The 17697-nt window shown below is 70.9% G+C and carries 17 protein-coding genes; 4 read left to right on the top strand and 13 right to left on the bottom strand.

Translation table 11 applies throughout. From position 1 onward, the window contains the following. Window positions 1-141: 141 nt before the first annotated feature. From MKK53_RS14690 to MKK53_RS14675, 4 genes are all read right to left on the bottom strand, one after another. The gene (locus MKK53_RS14690; RefSeq protein ID WP_243929436.1) at window positions 142-954 is read right to left on the bottom strand and encodes an enoyl-CoA hydratase/isomerase family protein; all 813 of its coding nucleotides are present in this window, start codon (window positions 952-954) and stop codon (window positions 142-144) included. A 28-nt stretch (window positions 955-982) separates the two neighbouring features. Then, window positions 983-2206 carry a CaiB/BaiF CoA transferase family protein gene (locus tag MKK53_RS14685; RefSeq protein WP_243929435.1) on the bottom strand — a complete coding sequence of 408 codons (1224 nt, stop codon included), beginning with the start codon at window positions 2204-2206 and terminating at the stop codon, window positions 983-985. A 3-nt stretch (window positions 2207-2209) separates the two neighbouring features. Continuing rightward, window positions 2210-3502, bottom strand: a complete 1293-nt coding sequence (locus MKK53_RS14680) for an MFS transporter (RefSeq protein ID WP_243929434.1) — start codon at window positions 3500-3502, stop codon at window positions 2210-2212. A 261-nt stretch (window positions 3503-3763) separates the two neighbouring features. Further along, entirely contained in the window at window positions 3764-5014 is a 1251-nt protein-coding gene (locus MKK53_RS14675) for an MFS transporter (RefSeq protein WP_243929433.1), read from the bottom strand. A 459-nt stretch (window positions 5015-5473) separates the two neighbouring features. On the opposite strand from MKK53_RS14675, the gene MKK53_RS14670 reads away from it, so the two are divergent. Then, window positions 5474-6439, top strand: a complete 966-nt coding sequence (locus MKK53_RS14670) for a L,D-transpeptidase (protein ID WP_243929432.1) — start codon at window positions 5474-5476, stop codon at window positions 6437-6439. A 128-nt stretch (window positions 6440-6567) separates the two neighbouring features. Here the strand turns inward: MKK53_RS14670 and hemW are convergent, their stop codons facing one another. The 3 genes from hemW to rph form a co-directional block, all read right to left on the bottom strand. Further along, a complete protein-coding gene (gene hemW / locus MKK53_RS14665; RefSeq protein ID WP_243929431.1) occupies window positions 6568-7743 on the bottom strand; it encodes a radical SAM family heme chaperone HemW in 1176 nt (391 codons plus the stop codon). A 140-nt stretch (window positions 7744-7883) separates the two neighbouring features. Beyond that, the gene (gene rdgB, locus MKK53_RS14660) at window positions 7884-8519 is read right to left on the bottom strand and encodes an RdgB/HAM1 family non-canonical purine NTP pyrophosphatase (RefSeq protein WP_243929430.1); all 636 of its coding nucleotides are present in this window, start codon (window positions 8517-8519) and stop codon (window positions 7884-7886) included. Then, window positions 8516-9229, bottom strand: coding sequence for a ribonuclease PH (gene rph / locus MKK53_RS14655; RefSeq protein ID WP_243929429.1), 714 nt, complete (start codon window positions 9227-9229; stop codon window positions 8516-8518). The genes rdgB and rph overlap by 4 nt, the downstream gene beginning before the upstream one ends. A gap of 161 nt (window positions 9230-9390) precedes the next feature. Here rph and hrcA point away from each other — a divergent pair, with 161 nt between their 5' ends. Beyond that, on the top strand, window positions 9391-10446 hold the full coding sequence (hrcA, locus tag MKK53_RS14650) for a heat-inducible transcriptional repressor HrcA (protein ID WP_243929528.1): 1056 nt from the start codon (window positions 9391-9393) through the stop codon (window positions 10444-10446). A 209-nt stretch (window positions 10447-10655) separates the two neighbouring features. On the opposite strand, the gene MKK53_RS25595 is transcribed toward hrcA, so the two are convergent. Further along, entirely contained in the window at window positions 10656-10853 is a 198-nt protein-coding gene (locus MKK53_RS25595; protein WP_313901553.1) for a DUF1236 domain-containing protein, read from the bottom strand. Continuing rightward, window positions 10841-11407: a hypothetical protein gene (locus MKK53_RS14645; RefSeq protein WP_313901552.1), complete on the bottom strand. Its 567-nt coding sequence runs from the start codon at window positions 11405-11407 to the stop codon at window positions 10841-10843. Before MKK53_RS14645 ends, MKK53_RS25595 begins: the two co-directional genes overlap by 13 nt. A 281-nt stretch (window positions 11408-11688) precedes the next feature. On the opposite strand from MKK53_RS14645, the gene MKK53_RS14640 reads away from it, so the two are divergent. After that, entirely contained in the window at window positions 11689-13050 is a 1362-nt protein-coding gene (locus MKK53_RS14640) for an MFS family transporter (RefSeq protein WP_243929427.1), read from the top strand. Window positions 13051-13162: 112 nt separating this feature from the next. On the opposite strand, the gene MKK53_RS14635 is transcribed toward MKK53_RS14640, so the two are convergent. Continuing rightward, window positions 13163-13927 carry a lytic transglycosylase domain-containing protein gene (locus MKK53_RS14635; RefSeq protein WP_409564342.1) on the bottom strand — a complete coding sequence of 255 codons (765 nt, stop codon included), beginning with the start codon at window positions 13925-13927 and terminating at the stop codon, window positions 13163-13165. Window positions 13928-14244: 317 nt separating this feature from the next. Here MKK53_RS14635 and MKK53_RS14630 point away from each other — a divergent pair, with 317 nt between their 5' ends. After that, window positions 14245-15030 (top strand): endonuclease/exonuclease/phosphatase family protein, encoded by a 786-nt coding sequence (locus MKK53_RS14630; RefSeq protein ID WP_243929426.1) that lies wholly within the window; start codon window positions 14245-14247, stop codon window positions 15028-15030. On the opposite strand, the gene MKK53_RS14625 is transcribed toward MKK53_RS14630, so the two are convergent. From MKK53_RS14625 to MKK53_RS14615, 3 genes are all read right to left on the bottom strand, one after another. Beyond that, on the bottom strand, window positions 14948-16384 hold the full coding sequence (locus MKK53_RS14625; protein ID WP_243929425.1) for a phospholipase D-like domain-containing protein: 1437 nt from the start codon (window positions 16382-16384) through the stop codon (window positions 14948-14950). The genes MKK53_RS14630 and MKK53_RS14625 overlap by 83 nt on opposite strands. Before the next feature lie 84 nt (window positions 16385-16468). Continuing rightward, on the bottom strand, window positions 16469-16759 hold the full coding sequence (locus MKK53_RS14620) for a hypothetical protein (RefSeq protein WP_243929424.1): 291 nt from the start codon (window positions 16757-16759) through the stop codon (window positions 16469-16471). 96 nt (window positions 16760-16855) lie between these two features. Continuing rightward, the gene (locus MKK53_RS14615) at window positions 16856-17662 is read right to left on the bottom strand and encodes an enoyl-CoA hydratase (RefSeq protein WP_243929423.1); all 807 of its coding nucleotides are present in this window, start codon (window positions 17660-17662) and stop codon (window positions 16856-16858) included. Between the last annotated feature and the right edge of the window lie 35 nt (window positions 17663-17697).

The raw sequence follows: 17697 nt of genomic DNA, 5'->3' as shown, positions 1-17697 counted from the left end.
GCAGAGACCGGCCCTTCACGCCGAATCCGTCATCGCGTGCGGAGCGGAGCGATCCCGGGACGCGCGACCCCGAATAGGGGTGCGCCACCGGATCGCTTCACTCCGCCCGCGATCTTGGCGAACGGCTGTCGCGATTCGGGCTCAGCGCCCCTTCCAGTCCGGCACCCGCTTGCCGAGGAAGGCTTCCATCCCCTCCCGGAAATCCTGGCTCATGTAGCACATGAGGATCAGGTCATCGCCGGGGCGCGGGGCGTCCTCGGGGAGGGTGTCCTCCTCGGCGAGGCGGCGGAGCCCTTCCTTGGTGGCCTGCATCGTGAGGGGGGCGTGCCCCGCGAGCAGGGTGGCGAGGGTTTCGGCTCGCTCGTTCAGGGCATCCCGGTCGTCCACCACCTCGCCCACGAGGCCGATAGCCAGGGCCTCGTCTCCGCCGACGAGCCGCGCGGTGAAGATGATGTCCTTCACCCGGGCAGGGCCGATCAGGTTCGAGAGACGCTTCAGGTTGCCCAGGCTGAGGCAGTTGCCGAGGGTGCGGGCGATGGGGAAGCCGAACCGGGCGTCCCGGGTGGCGATGCGCAGGTCGCAGGCCGCCGCGATGGCGGCACCCCCGCCCGTGCAGGCCCCGGCGATGGCGGCGATGGTCGGCACCCGCACACGCTCCAGCCCGCCGAGCACCTGATCCATGAACCGCTCGTAGCCCAGCGCGTCCTCGGCCGTCTGGAAGGTGCGGAACTGGGCGATGTCGGTGCCGGCCGCGAAGGCCTTGTCGCCGGCCCCGGTGATGATCAGCGCCTTCACCGTGGGATCGGCCGCGATGTCCTCGCAAGAGGCGATCAGCCCGCGATACATGGCGAAGGTCAGGGCGTTGCGCGCCTGCGGCCGGTTCAGGACGATCCGGGCGATTCCCGCCTCGTCCTTGGTGAACAGCAACTCTTCGGTCGGGGCGTGGGCGTTCATCGGGGCCTCCGAGCGGCCGGGTGCGAGGTCAGGCCAGGGTTTCGCGGACGATGCCCCGGGCGATCAGGTCGTCGATCGCCGCCTCATCGTATCCGGCTTCTGCGAGGATCGCACGGGAATGCTCGCCCAGGAGCGGCGCCGCCCCGTGCACCTTCCCCGGCGTGGCCGAGAACTTCACGGGCAGGCCGAGCGTCTTCATCGGCCCGACGCGGGAATGATCGACCTCGACGACCATCTCCCGGGCGAGGGTCTGCGGGTCCCGGTGCATGGCGTTCACGTCGAGCACGGGCCCGGCCGGGACGCCCTCGGCCTCCAGGCGGACGAGCCACGCCTCGGAATCCTGCGCCCGGAAGGCCGGCGCCAGGGTCGCGGCGAGGTCCTCCCGGTGGGCCATGCGGTCGCGGTTGTGGGCGAAGCGCGGATCCACCGCCAACTCCTCCATCCCGACGGCCTTCAGCAGCCGCAGCCAGTTGGTCTGGTTGGCCGCGCCGATGGTGATCCAGCCGTCGGCCGTCTCGAAGGCCTCATAGGGGGCGTTCAGGGGATGGGCCGAGCCCATCGGCCCGGGGGCGAGGCCCGTCGCCATGGCGATGGCCGACTGCCAATAGGTGTGCGTGATGCCGGCCTCGAACAGGGAGGTTTCGACGGCCTGCCCCTCGCCGGTCTTCAGGCGCCGGGTGTAGGCGGCCAGCACCCCCATCGCCGCGAGGATGCCCGCGGTGATGTCGGTGACCGGCGGCCCGCACTTCATCGGCGGCCGTCCGGGGCCTTCGCCCGTCACGGACATCAGGCCGCTCATGCCTTGGGCGACGAGGTCGAACCCCGCCCGGTCCGCATAGGGGCCGCTGCGGCCGAAGCCCGAAAGCGAGCAGTAGACGAGGCCGGGGAACTCCTTCCGCAGGGTTTCGTAGCCCAGGCCCAGGCGCTCCATGGTGCCGCCGCGGTAGTTCTCGATCAGCGCGTCGGCACCGGCCAGGAGCCGCCGCAACACCGCGACGCCGTCGGGGGCCTTGAGGTCGAGGCTGAGGCCGCGCTTGCCGCGATTCATCATCATGTAGGCGGCGCTCTCGCCCTCCAGGGCCGGGGGTACCGTGCGCCGCGTATCGTCGCCTTCGAGCTTCTCGACCTTGATGACCTCGGCGCCCATGTCGGCAAGCATCAGCCCGCAGACCGGCCCGGCCATGATGTGCGCGAGCTCGATCACCCGCATCCCCGTGAGGGGGCCCTGCCGTCCGTTCGGCGCGTGATCCATGGGCTACTCTCCCGCGGGGACGCTGGCGATCCGCCCGGCCGGCTCGCCCGGAGGGTCGATGAATTCGCGCTCGGGGTGCATCGTGAAGGCCAGCACGGCGCCGAGAAGGCATAGGCCGATCGACCCGACGAAGGGGAGCGTCCAGCTCCCGGTCTTGTCCACGACGAAGCCGAACACGACCGGCGAGACGATGGCCGCCAGGGCCGAACCGGTGTTCATCAGCCCGCTCGCGGTGCCGGCGTATTTGGGCGCGATGTCCATGGGCACGGACCAGATCGGGCCGATCACCAGTTCGGCGAAGAAGAACCCGGAGGACAGGAGCAGGGCGACGTAGGTCAGGTCGCGGGTGAAGAACACCCCCGTCAGGCTCGCCGCCGCCCCCAGGAAGCCCACCACGATCACCGACAGGCGGGCGAGCTTCACGTTGCCGGTGCGGTGGCCGATCTTGTCGCTGGCGAGGCCCCCCACCGTGTCGCCGACCACCCCGGCGAAGAACACGCCCGAGGCGAACAGCGCCGAGTTCTTGAGGTCGAGCCCGTAGCTCTCCTTGAAGAAGGTCGGCAGCCAGCCGAGGAACAGCCACAGGGTCCAGCCGTAGCAGAAATAGGTGATCGACACCGGCAGCATCCGCCGGGTGAGGGCGCCCCACGGCACGCTCTGGCGGATGCCGACCTTGCGCGGCGGCGGCAGAGTGTCGAGTTCCGCCTGGGTGATGCGGTGATGATCCGACGGGTCGTCGCGGAAGTAATAATACCAGATAAGCACCCAGACGAAGCTGATGACGCCGAGGACGTAGAAGCTCACCCGCCAGCCGAAATGGTAGATCAGGAAGGCGACGATGGGCGGGGCCACCGCGTTGCCGAGCCGGGCGAAGGCGTGGGTGATGCCCTGGGCGAAGCCGCGCTTGCCGGGCGCCGTCCAGTTCTGCATGGCGCGGGTGGCGGTGGGGAAGGTGGCCCCCTCGCCGAAGCCGAGGAGCACCCGGGCGAGGAACAGGCTGAGCAACCCACCGACCAGGCCGGTGAGCACCGTCGCGGCCGCCCAGATGATGCCGCAGATCATCAGCGTGCGCCGGGCCCCGAACCGGTCGCCCACCGAGCCCCCGATCACCTGGAAGATGGCGTAGGGGTAGGCGAAGGCCGAAAGCATCAGCCCGAACTCGGTCTTGGACATGCCGAGGTCGTGCATCATCACCGTGCCGGCCGTCGCCAGGTTCACCCTGTCGAGGTAGGTGATGAAGTACATGATGCAGAGCAGGCCGAGCACGCCGTTCGTGGCGCTCACGCGCTTCATCATCGCCCACTCCTCCCGGCGGCGCTGCTGGCTTCTGCCCCGCATGCCCGCCCGGCGCCCGGTCCCGTGCCGGGGACGCCTTTTCTAATACGTTATTCAAACTGTTCCGGAGGCCGTTGGCAACCGTGGATCGTTTCTCATGATCCCGGGGCATCTGGACAAGTCATGCGGGGGCCGGCGGCCCCGGGCCTCGGGCCGGCGGCGGAGGAAACGCAAACGGGGGCCCCGAGAGGCCCCCGTCCCGTCGTCGTGCTGGTGAACCCGTCAGGCGGTGGCGGGCTGGAGCTTGCCGGCCTCCGCCGGGGCGGGGGCGGTGAGGGCCTTGCCCCGGGGGCCGACCCAGGCGCCGACCCAGTTGCGCTGCCAGAGGTAGAGGCAGCCGAGCACCACGGCCGCGAAGACGGCGTAGAGCACGAAGCCGGTGGCGAAGTGCCCGGTATACTGCTTCGAGAGGCCCATCACGTTCGGCAGGATCGCCCCACCCAGCGCGCCGACCTCGCCGATCATCGAACCGGCCACCGCCGTGTTGTTGGGCCAGCGCAGGGGCACGAGCTGGAACAGGGCACCGTTGCCGGCGCCGAGCGCCGCGAAGCAGAACATGAACAGGATCGTCGTCAGGACGAGCGACGGGTTCACCGTGAGGGCGAGGAACGCCGCCACCGCCGCGAGCAGCACCACCGACAGCACCGCCACGCCACCGAGCTTGTCGGCGAAGTAGCCGCCGACGATGCGGATGCCGGAGCCCATCAGGGCGGCCAGCATGGTGAGGCGCCCGGCCTCGACCTTCGTCACCGAGAACTGCTCGTAAAAGAAGGTGGGCAGGAAGTTCGACAGGCCGATGAAGCCGCCGAAGGTGATGACGTAGATCAGCGAGAACGCCCAGCCGTCCTTGGTGAACAGGCAGGAGATGTGGTCCTTGAAGGACTGGCCGTGCAGGTCCGGCGGCTCCTTGGCGAGGAGGATCATCACCGCGAGCGGGATCAACATCACGACGCCCGCGAAGCCGTAGACCGCCTGCCACCCGTACATCTGCGCCAGGGGCGGGGCGAAGAGCACGGCGAGCACCGTGCCCGAATTGCCCGCGCCGGCGATGCCCATGGCCAAGCCCTTGTGCTCCGGCGGGAACCAGCCCGAGCCCAGCGACAGGGCGACGCCGAACGAGGCGCCGGCGATGCCGAGGAGGACGCCCATGGCGAGCACGTCGTTGTAGGTGGAGACGACGAAGAAGCCGTAGGCCATCGCCAGGACGATGATGCCCATCTCGGTGATCGCCGCGTTCTTGCGCCCGATATACTGGGCCAGCACGCCGAGGGGGAAGCGCATGACCGCGCCCGCCAGGATCGGCAAGGAGATCATGAACCCGGTCTGGGCGGGGGTGAGCTTGTAGGTCTCCGTGATGAACGGGCCCATCGCGCCGTTCAGGACCCAGATCGCGAAACAGAAATCGAAGTAGAGGAACGCCGCAAACAGAGTCGGGGGGTGCCCCGACTTCATCACCGTCTTGAAACTCGCCATGGGTGAGGTGCTCGTCAGAGTTGGCGAGCCGCGACGCGGCCGCACATGCCGGGGGTCCGGACCCACACCGTCCGCTTTGCGGAGCGCCGTTGCTCCGCCTGCCGCACCATCGGCGGCGGGGGACGAAATGCAGGAGGCGTGCCAGCGTCTCCGCCGGGTCGGCCGAGCCCCGACCTTCGCCGTCACCGCGAGCGGGAAGGGGCCCTCACCGGGTGTCGGTGCCGCCGAACGAGGCAGGCCTGCCGCGCAAACGGGCGCAGGACTGGTTTCGGTGGGGCGGCCGGGCACGTCTTGCTGCACGCGTGCAACAGAGCTCGCCGAAAGTCGGCGCGATCCGGCTATGTTCCGGGTCGCGCTTGGCGCCGCCCGGGCGATTTTGTAAGTCTTGCGAAAGCTTGGCCGGATCGACGGCGGAAGGTACCGCCCGCGATCGGCATTCGTCTTCCAGAAAGTCCCGCGATGTCCGCCCCGCTCCGCCTATTCCTCCTCGCCGGCTTGGCTGCCTGCGCGGCATCCTCGCCCGTCCTGGCGCAGGGCCGCGCCGCCGTGGCCGACACCCGGTTCGACGCCGATGCCGACCGGCTCTACCAGGACCAGAACGGCGCCTACTACCTGCGCCGCGGCGACCGCTACGTGCCCTATACCGGCCGCGTCGAGTTCGGCCGCGCCGTGCTGGATCGCCAGGCCGCAACCCCGGCACGGGCCCTCGCCCCCGCGCCCGCCACAGCGCCGGCCCCCGAGGCGCTGGCGCCGCAGCCCCGCCAGGCCGCCCTGGTCCAGCCCGAGGCGTCGGGCGACCCCGCCCTCTCGCCCATCGAGGCCGCCAAGGCGAAGGCCGTGCTCCGCACGCCCGACAACGGCCCGATCGACTACGCGAAGGCCTACGGCCCGATCGATGACGACGTGTACCCCGTGCGCGCCTTCGACTACCGGAAGATGAGCCCGGCCTACCTCCGCCAGGAGATCGCCTATCAGGGCCCCTACGAGCCGGGCACGATCATCGTGGACCCGCGGGCCCACCAGCTCACCCTGGTGCAGGAGGGCGGCCGGGCCCGCCGCTACGGCGTCGGCGTGGGCAAGCAGGGCTTCTCGTGGTCGGGCACCGCGACGGTGAACTCCAAGCAGGCCTGGCCGGACTGGTACCCGCCCAAGGAGATGATCGCCCGCAGCCCGAAGCTCGCCAGCGAGGTCGACAAGCTCCAGAGCGGCCTCGGCGTCTCCGGCGGCCTGCGCAACCCGCTCGGCGCCCGCGCCATGTACCTGTGGCAGGGCAACAAGGACACGCTGTTCCGCATCCACGGCACGCTGGAGCCCTTCTCCATCGGCAAGAGCGTGTCGTCCGGCTGCATCCGCATGATCAACCAGGACGCCATCGACCTGTTCAGCCGGGTGAATGTCGGCTCCAAGGTGGTCGTGCTGAACTGACTATCGGCCTCACCGGCGCCGTCGTCATCGCGATCCGGCGGCGACGCCTCCGGGTGACCCCGCGGCCCGGGATCGCTTCCCCGCGTCTGCGCTGACGCGGGATCCGTAGGGGGACCGCAGGCCGGCGCTCAGTGCGCCAGTTCAGCCACCAGCGCGTTGAGCACAGGAGCCCCGGCGGCGGTCGCGGCAATGCGGCCGTCGGGCTTTGCGGTGAGCAATCCGTCGCCGACCAGCGCGGCGATCCGTGCGGGATCGATGGCCCGGCCTCCGAGGGCGGCGTAGCGGGCGGGATCGATCCCCTCCGACAGGCGCAGGCCCATCACGAGGAATTCGTCGGCTTGGGCTGGGGCCGCAAGGTGCTCGGTTTCCGCGATGCCATGGCCGCTCGCCTCAACGCGGGCGAGCCACGCTTCGGGGCCACGCTCGGTGACGGTGCCGATGCGCCCCTCCGGCGTTACCAGACGGCCGTGGGCGCCGGGGCCGATGCCAGCATATTCGCCGTAGCGCCAGTAGAGCAGGTTGTGCCGTGCCTCGGCCCCCGGCCGGGCGTGGTTCGAGATCTCGTAGGCCGGCAGCCCGGCGGCGGCGCAGACTTCCTGCGTGACGTCGTAGAGGGCGCGGGACACGTCCTCGTCGGGCGTCACCAGCTTGCCCGCGGCGGCGAGGCCGAAGAACGGTGTGCCGGGTTCGATCGTCAGCTGGTACAGCGACAGGTGCTCCGCCGCCCGGTCGATGGCCTCCGTCAGCTCGGCCCGCCACGCCCCCGGGCCCTGGCCGGGGCGGGCGTAGATCAGGTCGAACGAAGTGCGCGCGAAGGTCGCCTGCGCGATGCGGATGGCGGCGAAGGCCTCCTCCGCGTTGTGGAGGCGCCCGAGGGTCTTCAGCGAGGCGTCGTCCAGCGCCTGCACGCCGAGGGAGACGCGGTTCACCCCCGCCGTGCGGTAGCCACGGAACCGTCCCGCCTCCACGCTCGACGGGTTGGCCTCCAGCGTAACCTCCGCGTTCGGGGCCACCGGCCAATGGCCGGCCACGGCGTCGAGCAGCCCCGCCACGGTCTCCGGCCGCATCAGCGAGGGCGTGCCGCCGCCGAGGAAGATGCTCGTGACCTCGCGCCCCGGCACCTCGGCGGCCACGTGGGCCATCTCGGCCCGGAAGGCCGCGAGGAAGCGCGCCTCGTCCACGCCCGCATGCCGGACGTGGCTGTTGAAGTCGCAGTAGGGGCACTTCGCGGCGCAGAACGGCCAGTGCAGGTAGACCCCGAACCCCGCATCGCGGGTGGGGTGGTCGGGAACGGTCGGTGGCATGGCACGCCTGTCAGGGCGGTCGCGCGGCGAATCCGGACGCCGTCATCGCGAGCGCAGCGAAGCGATCCAGGGCTGCACGCGTGGGAAGCCCGTCGCGTATCCCTGGGTCGCTCCGCTGTCGCTCGCAAAGGCTTCGGGTGTCAAATCCGGCCCGCCGGGGCCAGACACTCCCGCGCCAAGTCCACGAAGGCCCGCGCCCGGTGCGACAGGCCCTCGCCCGCCTGCCAATCGACCCCGTGCTTCTCCTGCGCGCTCATCTCGCCGAAGGTGCGCCCGTGCCCCTCCGGCCGGAACAGGGGATCGTAGCCGAAGCCCGCCGTGCCGCGGGGCTCCACGAGGTCGCCGAACACCCGGCCCTCGAACAGCTCCGTGTGCCCGTCCGGCCACGCGAGGACGAGGGCCGAGACGAAATGCGCCCGGCGGCCCACGGCGCCGCGGGCACCGAGCTCGGCGAAGATGCGCGCCATCGCGCCGGCAAAGTCCTTGTCCGGCCCGGCCCAGCGGGCGGAGAAGATGCCCGGCGCCCCGTCGAGGGCATCGACGCAGAGCCCGGAATCGTCGGCGAAGGCGGGCAGGCCCGTGGCGCGGGCGGCGGCGTGCGCCTTGATCGCCGCGTTCTCGGCGAACATCGTGCCGGTCTCGTCCGGCTCGGGCAGGCCGAGTTCCCCCGCCGAGACGGCCTCGATGCCGAACGGCGCCAGGAGCTCGCGCATCTCGGCGAGCTTGCCCGCATTGTGGGTGGCGATGACCACCTTGCCGGTGAGCTGCCGCCTCACGCGATGGCCTCCTTCTGCAGGGCGACGAGGCGCTCTGTGCCGGAGCGGGCGAGCCGAAGGAGTTCCAGGAGCTGCGCCTCGGAGAAGGGCTCCTGCTCGGCGGTGCCCTGCACCTCCACGATGCCCCCCTTGCCGGTCAGCACGAAGTTGGCGTCCGTCTCGGCGGCGGAATCCTCCTCGTATTCGAGGTCGAGGACCGGGACGCCCTTGTAGATGCCGCAGGATACCGCGGCGACGTGGTCGCGCAGGGGATCGACCGAGATGATCGAGCGGGTGCGCATCCAGGCGAAGCAATCGTGCAGGGCCACCCAGGCCCCGGTGATCGCCGCCGTACGGGTGCCGCCATCGGCCTGGATCACGTCGCAATCCACCGTCACCTGCTTCTCGCCGAGTGCCGAGAGGTTGGTGACGGCCCGCAGCGACCGGCCGATGAGACGCTGGATCTCCTGCGTGCGGCCGGACGGCTTGCCCGAATTGACCTCGCGGCGGGTGCGCTCATGGGTGGCGCGGGGCAGCATGGCGTATTCGGCCGTCACCCATCCCTTGCCGGAGCCGCGCAGCCACGGCGGCCCGCGCTCCTCCAGGGTGGCCGTGCACAGCACCTTGGTGTTGCCGAAGCTGACGAGGCAGGAGCCCTCGGCGTAACGCGCCACGGCGCGTTCGAGGGTCACGGGCCGCAGGGCGTCGGCGGCACGGTGGGATGGCCGCATGCGGGGCCCTTTCAAAGGATGGAATGTGGGCCGGGCTCATAGGCCGCACCGCCCCGACGGGCAAGCGGCGGATTGATCCCAGGCCCCGTCGCGGACATGATCGGCCGGCAGGAACGCTGGCCGTGACACATCAGAGCTTCGACATCTCCCAAATCCCATCGATGCAGTCCCTCTCCGCCCTCAACGAGCGCGCCAGGGAGATCTTCCGCCAGATCGTCGAAAGCTACCTGACCACCGGGGAGCCGGTGGGCTCGCGCAATCTCGCGCGGATCCTGCCCATGGCCCTGTCGCCGGCCTCGATCCGCAACGTCATGGCGGATCTGGAGCATTCCGGGCTGATCTTCGCGCCCCACACCTCCGCCGGGCGGTTGCCGACGGAGCAGGGCCTGCGGTTCTTCGTGGATGCCATGCTCGAACTCGGCGATGTCGGGCAGGACGAGAAGGACAGGATCGAGGGCCAGATGCGGTCGGTGGCCTCGCGCCACACCTTCGAATCGGCGCTCACGGAGGCGTCGAGCCTGCTCTCGGGCGTGTCGCGGGGGGCGGGGGTGGTGCTCACCACCAAGGCCAATGCCAGCCTGAAGCACATCGAGTTCGTGCGCCTCGATCCCGCCCGCGCCCTCGTGGTGCTGGTCTCGGACGATGGCACCGTCGAGAACCGGCTGCTCGACCTGCCGCCGGGCCTGCCCGCGGGGGCCCTGCAGGAGGCCACCAACTACCTTAACGCCCGCCTCGCCGGCCGGACGCTCGGCGTCCTGCGGGCGGAGATCGAGGCGGGCCGCCTCGCCAAGAAGCGGGAGCTCGACGAGTTAACCGAACGGCTGGTCGATGCCGGGCTCGCGACGCCGGTCGGCCCCTCGGAGGCCCGCCAGCTGATCGTGCGCGGACAGGCCAACCTGCTGGACGACCTCCGGGCGGTCGAGGACCTGGAGCGCATCCGCCTGCTGTTTAACGACCTCGAAACCCAGAAGGACGTGATCGACCTCCTCGCCCGGGCGGAACAGGGGGAGGGGGTGCGGATCTTCATCGGCTCGGAGAACAAGCTGTTCTCCCTGTCGGGCTCGTCGCTGATCGCCGCGCCGTTCCGGGACGGCTCCCAGAAGATCGTCGGCGTGGTCGGGGTGATCGGGCCGACGCGCCTGAACTATGCCCGCATCGTGCCGATGGTGGACTACACCGCCCGCGTCGTCTCGAAGCTCCTCGACGGCGGGCGGTGACCGGGCTGCAAGCCCTCCACCTCCTCACCGACATTGCGATCGACGTGAAGCGACCCAGGGCAGCGGGACGCCTCAGGACGTCGCGCATTCCTGGATTGCTTCGCCGCGCCCGCAATGACGATAGAGGGCGTGACGGCGGGTGTGGGTGAGGGGACGACGCCCTGGGCGCCGCCCCCTTTTCATCGCGCGCCCTCAGGGGGCAACAGCCCTCAGGCCGGGATCACGTCCACGATCTCGTAAGTGTCGGGATCGATGATGACGATGTCGTCGCGCACGAGGATGAAGTCGTAGCCCTCGTAAGCCGGAACCAGTTCGACGATGTCCGGCGGCAGCCGGTGCAGGGCGACGGAGCGCGGAATTGCCGTGCCGACGCTGAGGGCGAAGGCCACGTCGCTCAGGCGCGACACGCCCAGGCGCGTGAACGACTGCCGGAACTCGCCGCGCCGGGCCGTATCCAGGCGCGAATAGCCGCCCCGGGCAGGGCCGCCCGCGTCGCGTCCGCCACGGGCGCCGGGGCCCCGCTCCCCACCCCGGCGCTCGCCGCCGGCTCCGGGGCCGTTGCGCCCATCCGGACCACCGCGCTCGGCCGCACCGGACCGTTCACCGCCGCGCTCGGCGCCGCCCCGGCCGTTCGGCCCGTCCTCGCGGGCATTGGGACCGCCCGGCGCACCGCCGCGCTCGGCAGGGCCACCCCGTTCAGCCGCACCGCCGCGCTCGGCGGGACCGCCGGCCGCCGGGCCACGACCGCCTTCGCCACCACGCATGCCGCCGGGCGCACCCGCCCCGCCGCCTGCACCGGGGCCGCCCGCGCCCGGACCACCCGCACCCGGACCACCTGGGCCGCCCGCACCTCCCGGCCCGCCCGCACCGGCACCGGCGGGGCCGCCACCCGCGCCCGGGCCGCCCGCACCGGGGCCGCCGCCACCGCCGGGGCCACCCTGCGCGAAGGCGGTCGTCGCACCCGCCATGATGATCGCTGCGGTCACCGTACCGCGAAGAATCCTGTTCATGTGCCGTCCCGCCGTCGCAGAGGGCGCGCCATCCGGACGCTCGACCCGGGCCGGAACGGGGGAGTCTGGGAAACCGTTCCGGGCCGCCTTCGCCGCATCGCCGTGACAACAGCCGGGGGAAACCACACGGGACCGTGAACGGCGCTTGCAGGGGCGGCCTCGGCCTGTAACGTCCCCCGGCGCATGAGAAGCCGGCCAGGGGGCCGGCCCGCCCGCGACATCCGGAGACGCCATGTCCGTTCCCCCCGGCGGCCATATCGCCATCACGTCAGACGTCCACGATGCCGCCGACCGGCGGCGCCGCATCCTGGCGATCGTCGGCTCCTCCTCCGGCAACCTCGTCGAGTGGTACGACTTCTACTGCTACGCCTTCTTCGCCCTCTACTTCGCCCCGGCCTTCTTCCCGAAGGGCGATTCCACCAGCCAGCTGCTCCAGACGGCGGGCATCTTCGCGGTGGGCTTCTTCATGCGCCCGGTCGGCGGCTGGCTGTTCGGCCGCATCGGCGACCGGGTCGGGCGGCGGGCCTCGATGGTCATCTCGGTGCTGATGATGTGCTTCGGCTCGCTGCTCATCGGCATCCTGCCAACCTACGCCACGGTGGGGACCCTGGCGCCGGTGCTCCTGCTGCTCGCCCGCATGCTCCAGGGCCTGTCGGTGGGCGGTGAGTACGGCACCTCGGCGACCTACATGAGCGAGGTCGCGATCAAGGGGAAACGCGGCTTCTTCGCCTCGTTCCAGTACGTCACGCTCATCGGCGGCCAGCTCCTCGCCTCGCTGGTCCTCGTAACCCTGCAATCCGTCATGACCGGCGACGAGCTGACGGCCTATGGCTGGCGCATCCCGTTCTTCATCGGCGCCGGCCTCGCCGTGGTGGCCCTGTACCTGCGGCGCTCCCTCGCCGAAACCAAGCAGGGCGGCGACATGGAGAATGCCGGCACGTTCGGCGCCCTGTTCAAGCACTGGCGGGCGTTCTGCGTCGTCCTCGCCTACACGGCGGGCGGCAGCCTGAGCTTCTATACGTTCACGACCTACATGCAGAAGTATCTCGTCAACACCGCCGGCATGCCCAAGACCTCCGCCTCACAGGTGATGACGTGGGTGCTGCTGGTCTACATGCTGATCCAGCCGATCTTCGGCGCTTTGTCGGACAGGATCGGCCGCAAGGCGAACATGATCCTCTACAGCGGGCTCGGCATGCTGATGGTGGTGCCGCTGATGTCGTTCCTCGGCACCAACAAGGATCCCTACCTCGCCTTCGCGATGATCACCCTGGGGCTCTCGGTCATCTCGTTCTACACGGGCATCAGCGGCATCGTGAAGGCGGAGCTGTTCCCCACCAACGTGCGCGCCCTCGGGGTCGGCCTGTCCTACGCCATCGCCAACGCCCTGTTCGGCGGCACGGCCGAGTTCGTCGCCCTGTGGTTCAAGGACAACGGGATGGAGGGCACGTTCTTCTGGTACGTGACGATCCTGCTCGCCATCGCCTTCGTCGCCTCGCTGATCATGCCGAACCCGAAGGTCCACGGCTATCTCGACGGGGCGGGCACCGTGGAAGAGGCGCTGGGCAAGAAGCCGGATTACGCCCACGCGTAGGGGGCAGCGCGACGCCCTCCCCCTCTGCGGGGGGAGGGCGCATTCAGGCGGCCGGCTCTGAGATCCAGACCGTCTTCGAGAGCGTCGGCGAGGGTTTCCGCCGCAGCCCGTCCTACTCCTGGTCGATCTGCTTGCCGATGATGGCGATGGCGCGCTCGTAGACCTGGGCGGCGTTCCAACCCTGGAGGGCGGCGAAGTTCGGCTCGCCCGGCTGGTAGCCGGCGCCCCGCTGCCAGCCGTGGGCCTTCAGGAAGTTCGCCGTGGAGGACAGGGCCGCCCCGACGTTGTTGAGATCGCCGCCGGTACCGTAGTTCAGCACGTTCTTCGGCAGGAACTGGGTGTGGCCGATCTCGCCATGGGCCGCGCCGCGGGTGGCGCCCGAGATGATGCCCCTGTCGATCAGGGTGAGGGCGGCCCGGAGCTGGTCGGTGAAGTATTCCGAGCGGCGGCAATCGTAGGCGAGCGTCGCCACGGCCGAGAGGGTGTTCACATTGCCCTTCACGGCCCCGAACCCGGTCTCCATGCCCCAGATCGCCAGGAGCGGGCCGGGCGGCACGCCGTAGCGCTGCTCGATGGAGTCGAACAGGGCCGCGTTGGTCCGCTTCAGCGCACGGCCGCGCTTGACGATGGTCGCGGCGCCGCGCTTGGCCATGAACTGGTCGAGGGAGAGCTTGAAGCTGTGCTGGCCGCGGTCGGCGGAGATCGTCGCGGTGGAGTAGCTGGTGCCGGCCAGGGCATCGAGGCTGGCGGCGCTGGCGCTGCCGCGGTTCTCGGCGATGAACTCGCGCTTCCAGGTCTCGAAGCCGGCCGAGGTGTTCCCGCATTGCGCGGCCTGCGCCTGCGTGAGGGCACCGCCGAGGAGGGCGAGCGCGCCCACGGCGAGGCGGATGTGACGCTTGTGTGCGGCCACGGAAGACTCCCACGATTTGGTGCGGCCCGGACGGACCACTTGGCAATATCGTTGCGGTCTAAAGCATATCGCGGCGAATGGCGCACGGGGCGAACGCGGCGCGGGCCCCCGATTCGGCCCGGGCGCGTCAGTTGTGTTTGCAGCGTGGTTTCCGGGACGCTTACGGCCATACGGGGGCCGGGATCGTGGGCCAGAGCGGCGCGGCCGACCCGTCGAACGGACGGGGCCGTGACGCGTTTGCGCACGGCGGCAGGGAGGCCGGCGATGGGACACGGTCGGGGGCGATGACGAAACCCACGCGCACGGATGCGCCCGAAATCGCCGCCGCCGAACGTCTGGCGCCGGATTTCCTCACGCCGGAGGCCCCGGCCTTCAAGATCGTGAGCTGGAACCTCCTCCGCCGGGTCGGCGCGGCGATCGAGGACGTGATCGCGCTGATCGAGCAGGAATCGCCCGATCTGCTGCTGATGCAGGAGGCGACCCGGGCGATCGGCTTCCTGAAGGAGCGGGTCGGCGGACATTATGCGTGGTCGCCCCTGCCGGGGCGGATCCATGGGCTGGCGATGTGGAGCCCGACCCCGTTTCCGACCCCGCCGCGGACGGTGACCCTGCCGTCCGGCGCCATCGTCCACCGGGTCTGCCAAGTGCTCGACCTCGGGACCTTCGGCGTCGCCAACGTCCATCTCTCGCACGGGCAGATGCTGAACCGCCGCCAGCTTCGCCGGATCGTGGCGGGCCTGCCGCCCCGGGCCGCCGTGCTCGGCGACTACAACATCGTCGGCCCGGCCCTGGTGCCGGGGTTCCGGGACGTGGGCCCGCGACGGCCGACCCACGCGATGATCGAGGTGCTGCCCCTGCGCCTCGACCGATGCCTCACCCGGGGCCTCGTCTGCCGGGACAGCGCCGTGCTGCCGCGCGGCCCCTCGGACCACCGGCCGATCGTGGTCCATCTCTGCCCCGAGCCGGAGACGACCGCGCCGCAGACCCTCAGAGGTATGGCAGCAGCAGCCGCACGGCTGCGTCGCGCAGGCGCACGGGCAAGGATCGGGCGGCGAGATCCTGAGTGCTGAGGGGCAGGTCCATCTTGGACCGGATCAGCACATCGATCCCGGCGGCGATCTCCGCATCGATGATCTCGACGTTGAGCTCGAAGTTCAGGCGGAAGCTGCGCATGTCCCAGTTCGCGCTGCCGACGAAGCACCACACGTCGTCCACCACCATCGCCTTGGCGTGATCGAACGCCCCGCGGTCGAGGAAGACGCGCACGCCCGCGCGGATCAGCAGGTCGAGATGCGCCCGCATCGCCCAATCGATGAAGCGGTGGTCGCTGACGGCGGGGATCACGACCTCCACCACGACGCCGCGCGTCGCCGCCTGGGTGAGGGCGCCGGTGACGAGCTCGTCCGGCAGGAAGTAGGGCGTCGCGATCTTGACCGAGCGCCGGGCACAGCCGAGCGCCTGGATGACGACCTGCTCGATCTTCTGGACGTCGGCGTCCGGGCCGGAGGTGACCGCGCGGGCGACCGAGCGCCCGGCGGAGGGCGCCTCCACGAACCAGGGCGGCCCGTCGAGGTTCTCGCCGTCGGCGAAGGCCCAGTCGGCGGCGAAGGTCGTGGCGAGCTGCTCCACCACCGGCCCCTCCAGGCGGAAGTGGATGTCGCGGATCGGATGGTCCGGCCCGGTGCTGAGGCGGTTCGCCTGGGCGATGTTGAGGCCGCCGGTGAAGGCCACCCTCCCGTCGAGGATCAGGAGCTTCTTGTGGTTGCGCAGGTTCAGGAACGGCATGCGCCAGGGCAGGGCGGAGTGCATGAACAGCGCGGCGGGGACGCCGGCCGCCCTCAGGCGCTTGTAGGCCGGCGTGAGGAAGTAGCCGCCGCCGATCCCATCGATGATCACCCGGACCGCGACCCCACGGGCCTGCGCCGCGGCGACCGCATCGCAGATCTGGCGTCCGGTCTCGTCGTCGCGGAAGATGTAGCTCGACAGGCCGATGCTCGCCCTCGCGTCGCGGATCGCCGCCAGCATCTCGGGGTAGGCCTCGTCCCCGTTGCGGTACATCTGCACGCGGTTGCCGGTGAGGGCCGGGGTTCCGGTGATGCGCCGGATCGCCCGGTCGAGGGGCCACAGGGCCTCCGGCACGACCGCGTCGTCGGTATCGGGCGGGGGGAGGGCGTCGGAGAGGCGCCCGCGCATCCGGCGCGCCCGCCGGTACACCCGGTTGATGCCGAGGAGGAGGTACAGGGCCGAGCCGAAGATCGGCGAGAGCCACGCCAGACCGATCCAGCCGACCGCGACGCTCACCCGCCGCTTGCGCAACAGGGCATGGACGGTCACCGCGAGGGCGATGGCGACCCCGATGAGGGCCTCGACGTCCGACCGCAGCAGCGCCGTCGAGTTCAGCCAGCGTGAGAGAACTTGGTCCACGTGCAACCTGGGCGAGAAACAACTGTGGCGCCGATATAGCTCAGCTGGCTCCCAAGTCCGCCCCAATCGTCGCGGCGGGGCGGCCTACCGGCCCGCCGCCTGGCGCTCCGGCGGATCGCAGCGGAAACTGCTGCCGTCGAGGGCGCCGTAGACGATGCGCCCGCCGCCGTGCAGGCAGCGCGCCTTCGCCGCCTCGTGGGGGCGGTGGAAGCTCCAGATGGTGATCATCGGGCCCACGGTCGCGAGGCAGACGCCGCCGATGATGAGGGCCGCCGCCCAGGTCGGGCCGTCGCGCTCCGGCCGCGGCGGGCGAGGGGGCGGCATCGCCCCGTAGAAGGCCAGGGTCAGCCCGATCAAGTCGGTGGTGGCAGTCATCGCCCGTCCCGCACCGGCATGCCCGCCGTTGCGGGACAGACCGGCGACTTTACGGCAGCCGCGGGCCGGCGCCTACCGCGGTGGGGCCGCGGCGGATCACCCCTCCCAGACCGGGGTGCGCTTCTGGAGGAAGGCATCGATGCCCTCCTGCGCGTCGGCCATGGCCATGTTCTTGGTCATCACCCCGGCCGTGTAGGCGTAGGCGTCCTCCAGGGTCATCTCGATCTGGCGGGAGAACGCCTCCTTGCCCACGGCGACGACCCGGCGCGGCTTCGCGGCGATGCGGCGGGCGAACTCCGCCACGGCCGCCTCGAGCCCGGCGGCGGGGACGACGCGGTTCACGAGGCCGAGCCGCAGGGCCTCGGCGGCATCCACCGGCTCCCCGAGGAGCAGCATCTCCATCGCCGCCTTGCGGGGCACCGCCCGCGACAGGGCCACCATGGGTGTGGAGCAGAACAGGCCGATCTGCACGCCCGGTGTGGCGAAGCGGGCCCCTTCCTCGCAGACGGCGAGGTCGCAGGAGGCCACGAGCTGGCATCCCGCCGCCGTGGCGATGCCCTGCACCTGCGCGATCACCGGCTTCGGCAGGTGGACGAGGCCTGTCATCAGCCGGGCGCAGGTGCGGAACAGGTGCTCGGTGGCCTCGGGGGACGGGTTCGCCCGCATCTCCCGCAGGTCGTGGCCGGCGCAGAAGGCGGGCCCGGCGGCCTTCAGCACCACGACCCGCACGGAATCATCGCTGCGGATCGCGCCGAGGGCATCGAGCAGCGCCCCCATCAGCCCGAGGGACAGGGCGTTGCGGGCCCCCGGTCGGTTCAGGGTCAGGGTGGCGACGCCGCCCTCGTCCTGCCGCAGCAGGACGGGTTCGGCATCGGCGGCAGCGAGCGGCTGGGCGGCGGACACGGGCGTCTCCCTGTGGCGGTCCCGGTCTTCGGCCG

It is taken from the genome of Methylobacterium sp. J-076, assembly GCF_022829405.1.
GTDB lineage: Bacteria > Pseudomonadota > Alphaproteobacteria > Rhizobiales > Beijerinckiaceae > Methylobacterium.
Note: the sequence above shows the minus strand (reverse complement) of the source record. Positions and strands in the feature narration are given on the sequence as shown.

Bases quoted from the DNA above. Each gene is read 5' to 3' on its own strand.
- MKK53_RS14690 (WP_243929436.1), bottom strand. From the start codon at position 954: ATGAACGCCCACGCCCCGACCGAAGAGTTGCTGTTCACCAAGGACGAG.
- hemW (WP_243929431.1), bottom strand. From the start codon at position 7,743: ATGCCACCGACCGTTCCCGACCACCCCACCCGCGATGCGGGGTTCGGG.
- MKK53_RS14675 (WP_243929433.1), bottom strand. From the start codon at position 5,014: ATGGCGAGTTTCAAGACGGTGATGAAGTCGGGGCACCCCCCGACTCTG.
- MKK53_RS14670 (WP_243929432.1), top strand. From the start codon at position 5,474: ATGTCCGCCCCGCTCCGCCTATTCCTCCTCGCCGGCTTGGCTGCCTGC.
- MKK53_RS14630 (WP_243929426.1), top strand. From the start codon at position 14,245: ATGACGAAACCCACGCGCACGGATGCGCCCGAAATCGCCGCCGCCGAA.
- MKK53_RS14640 (WP_243929427.1), top strand. From the start codon at position 11,689: ATGTCCGTTCCCCCCGGCGGCCATATCGCCATCACGTCAGACGTCCAC.
- MKK53_RS14620 (WP_243929424.1), bottom strand. From the start codon at position 16,759: ATGACTGCCACCACCGACTTGATCGGGCTGACCCTGGCCTTCTACGGG.
- MKK53_RS14685 (WP_243929435.1), bottom strand. From the start codon at position 2,206: ATGGATCACGCGCCGAACGGACGGCAGGGCCCCCTCACGGGGATGCGG.
- rph (WP_243929429.1), bottom strand. From the start codon at position 9,229: ATGCGGCCATCCCACCGTGCCGCCGACGCCCTGCGGCCCGTGACCCTC.
- hrcA (WP_243929528.1), top strand. From the start codon at position 9,391: ATGCAGTCCCTCTCCGCCCTCAACGAGCGCGCCAGGGAGATCTTCCGC.
- MKK53_RS14680 (WP_243929434.1), bottom strand. From the start codon at position 3,502: ATGATGAAGCGCGTGAGCGCCACGAACGGCGTGCTCGGCCTGCTCTGC.